This window comes from Phenylobacterium aquaticum (assembly GCF_947378715.1).
Classification (GTDB): Bacteria; Pseudomonadota; Alphaproteobacteria; order Caulobacterales; family Caulobacteraceae; genus Phenylobacterium; species Phenylobacterium aquaticum_A.
Map to the genome: position 1 here is coordinate 1 of NZ_CANCLE010000263.1, position 3,405 is coordinate 3,405.

The window sequence follows — 3,405 nt, forward strand, 5'->3', positions numbered from 1 at the left end:
GGCCCGTCCAGCACCGGCATCTGCACATCCATCAGGATCAGGTCCCAGGCCTCGGCCTCCCAGGCCGCCACCGCCAGCTCGCCATTGTCGACCACCTGGGGGGTCAGGCCGAACTGGGCCAGCAGGGTCTTCAGCACCAGCTGGTTGATCGGGTTGTCTTCGGCCGCCAGGATCCTGAATTCGCCCTCCAGTTCGGCCGCCTCCTCGTCCTGGGGCGCGGCGTCCGGCAGCAGGCACAGCTCCCCATCGGCCCGGGGCAGGGGCAGTTCGACGATGAACCGGCTGCCCTCGCCCTCGCGGCTTTCGACGGTAATCGACCCGCCCATGGCCTCGGCCAGTTCGCGGCAGATGGCCAGGCCCAGGCCCGTGCCGCCGAACTGGCGGGTGGTGGAGGAATCGGCCTGCACGAACTTGGCGAACAGCTTCTCCAGCCGGTCGGCGGGGATGCCGACACCGGTGTCCTCGACCTCGATGCGAATGCCCGGATCGGCGGCCAGGATCGAGACCCGCACCCCGCCCTGGGCGGTGAATTTCACGGCGTTGGAGATCAGGTTGTACAGCACCTGCCGCACCCGGGCGGAGTCGCCCAGATAGGCGCCCCGCGCCTGCGGCGCGATCGACAGGTTGAAGGACAGCCGCTTGGAATTGGCGGTCGAGGTGAAGGTGGCGTGCGCGCCCCGCGCCACGGCCTCCAGGTCGAAGGGCGCGGTCTCCAGCTCCAGCTTGCCCGCCTCGATCTTCGACAGGTCGAGCACGTCATTGAGGATGGCCAGCAGGGCCTCGCCAGACTGGCGGATCACGTCCAGCCGGTCGCGCTGCACCGGCGACAGGGGTTCGCGGGTCATGGCCTGGGCCATGCCCAGCACTCCGTTCATCGGGGTGCGGATCTCGTGGCTCATGATCGCCAGGAATTCGCTCTTGGCCACGCTGGCGGCCTGGGCGGCCAGCATGGCCTCCGCCTGGTCGCGGACCACCGACTGGAAGGCGGTGATGTCGACGAAGGTCACCATGCACATCGACCAGGGGCGGGCGCCGCGGATCATGGCGCGGACGTGCACCATCACCTCGGCCAGTTCGCCATCGGCCCGGGTCAGGGTGGTCGGGAACGGCGGCAGCACCCCGTCGTCCGAGACGTCCCTGAGGCTGAGCGCCAGGCCGGTCAGCATGGATTCGTCGAAGATCTCCGATATCGATCCGCCGCCGAAATCCCTGGCCCCGATCAGGTCGCGGGCCGCCTCATTGGCGTCGGTCAGCCGGATCACCGCCAGGGCCTCAGGGTCGGCGGCGAGCTTCTGGGACAACAGCTCCACATCGTCCCCGCCGATCTCGGTCCCCCGGGTCAGGCGTTCGTACAGCTCCGAGGCGTCGAAGCACAGCTGCGGCATCGGGCTGTCGTCGAACAGGTTGCGCCACCGGGCCCGCTCGGCGCTCGCCGTGCGCTGGGCGTCGGACGCCGTGTCGCGTTCCCGCTGCAGGTCGACCATGGCGCGTCTCAGCGTGCGGCTCTCGGCGGCCAGCATGGCCGCCAGCCGCCCCAGGAACACCCCATAGGCCGCTGCGCCAAAGCTCAGATAGAGCGCCCCCGCCCAGCTCAGGTGATGCCCCATCAGCACCGCCAAGGGCGGGGCCATGACCACCATCACCGCCGCCGGCCCGGCCAGGGTCACGGCATAGCCTCTGACCCCCCGGGTCATGACCGCGTTGTTCAGGGCGACGGCGCAGCCGACCAGCAGCGCGGCGCCCAGGCCCAGCGAGGTCTGGTCGAGCAGGAACAGCCAGGCCACCGCGCCATAGATCACGCCCGAGACCGTGCGCAGCGCCGCCGAACGCAGGGCCAGTCCCCGGTCCTCCGGATGCGCCGCCAGGCGCCGGGCGAGGCGGGAGTCGAACACCAGGACGGAATTGGACAGCACCACCCAGCAGACGGCGATCCAGGGCGAGATCAGCAGACCGGCCAGCACGCCGAGCAACACCCCCTGGGCGATGCGCCCCGGCAGCCCGCCGCAGCGCCATTCCAGGACCCTGCGGCTCGCCTCATTCTCTTCGAACACGCCGCCCCCTAGTCCCCGCAGAATCGACAGGTCTCGCGGATATTGCTTCGTAGTCTGGGTCGGCCGGATTGAATGAATGACTACCAAGCGACTGCGTCATTCTGACACAGCCATGTATTGAAATCCCCGAATTGGGCATTCAACGCCCGATATGGGGCTGTTGACTACAGAACGCGGCGACTATCGGCCGTGGAACACAGGTTCGCGCTTCTCCAGAAAGCTCTTCACCCCCTCGCGATGGTCCTCGGTCTGGAACAGCCGATAGATCACCTCAATCGCCCAGCTTCCCACCTCGCGCGGGTCGCCATAGGCCGTGCGCGCCAGCCCCTGCTTCATGTAGCGCAGGGCCAGCGGCGAATTGGCGGCGATCCGCCCGGCCAGGGCCATGGCGCGGCCCATCAGCTCGCCGTGGGCCGCCACCTCGCTGACCAGGCCGATCCGCGCCGCCTCCGCCGCGTCGATGACATCGCCGGTGAACAACAGTTCCGCCGCCTTGGCCGGCCCCACGATGGCCGGCAGCCGCAGCAGCCCGCCGACATCGCAGATCAGGCCGCGCCGGATGAACAGTTCGGCGAACTTCGCCTGGTCCGAGGCGATGCGGATATCGGCAAACAGGGCCAGCTCCATGCCCCAGCCGACCGCCGATCCATTGACCGCGGCGATCACCGGCTTCTCACATTCCAGCGCCGCCATGGCCGCCGGGGTGGGGGCGTATTTCACCGGGACCTGGCCGGCGCGGACCTGGGCCCCACCCTCCCCGGTCATCATCTCCTTGACGTCCTCGCCGGAACAGAACGACGGATCAGACCCCGTCACCACCACGCAGCGCACCTCCGGGTCCGCGCTCGCCGCCCGGAACGCCGCCTCGATCTCGGCATAGGCGCGCGGGTTCAGCGCATTGCGCCGCTCCGGCCGGTTCAGGGTGATCACCGCGACATGGTCGGCGACGGCGTAGAGGGTGCAGGTGAAATCGGCGGGCGCGAGGGTCATGGTCGTTCCTCCCTTGAGGTTTTGCCGGCCATGCTGATCCCAAATCACGCGCTGGGAAACGGCGCCCTGGCGTCAAGCTAGCCGGACGCCAGGGAAGGCGTTCAAAGTTCCGGGAGAGCGTGAATTAGACCTGCGTCCCCCGGGCCGCGGCCCCTAGTATGCGCTCAAACAAAAAAGCGATCTTCCAGGGGGAAACCATGGCGGCCCAAACCACCAGCCTCGACGCCGTGATCATCGGCGCCGGCATTTCCGGCATGTACATGCTGCACCGCCTGCGCGGCCTGGGGCTCAAGGCTCGGGTCTATGAGGCGGGGTCGGACATCGGCGGCACCTGGTTCTGGAACCGCTATCCCGGCGCCCGGGT

Annotated in this window: 3 protein-coding genes; 1 reads left to right on the forward strand and 2 read right to left on the reverse strand. The window is 68.8% G+C overall.

Translation table 11 applies throughout. The annotated features are described in order from the left end of the window. Together Q7P21_RS20235 and Q7P21_RS20240 are read right to left on the reverse strand one after the other, a co-directional pair. The coding region (locus tag Q7P21_RS20235) for a PAS domain-containing hybrid sensor histidine kinase/response regulator (protein ID WP_304180181.1) at positions 1 to 2,051 on the reverse strand (2,051 nt) is incomplete at its 3' end. 180 nt (positions 2,052 to 2,231) lie between these two features. Continuing rightward, positions 2,232 to 3,041: an enoyl-CoA hydratase/isomerase family protein gene (locus tag Q7P21_RS20240; protein ID WP_304164883.1), complete on the reverse strand. Its 810-nt coding sequence runs from the start codon at positions 3,039 to 3,041 to the stop codon at positions 2,232 to 2,234. Positions 3,042 to 3,238: 197 nt separating this feature from the next. Here Q7P21_RS20240 and Q7P21_RS20245 point away from each other — a divergent pair. Beyond that, positions 3,239 to 3,405, forward strand: a 167-nt coding sequence (locus tag Q7P21_RS20245) for an NAD(P)-binding protein (RefSeq protein ID WP_304180184.1), incomplete at its 3' end; no start/stop codon positions are given.

Excerpts from the sequence above, each read along its gene's own strand:
- Q7P21_RS20240 (WP_304164883.1), bottom strand. The coding sequence starts at position 3,041 with ATGACCCTCGCGCCCGCCGATTTCACCTGCACCCTCTACGCCGTCGCC.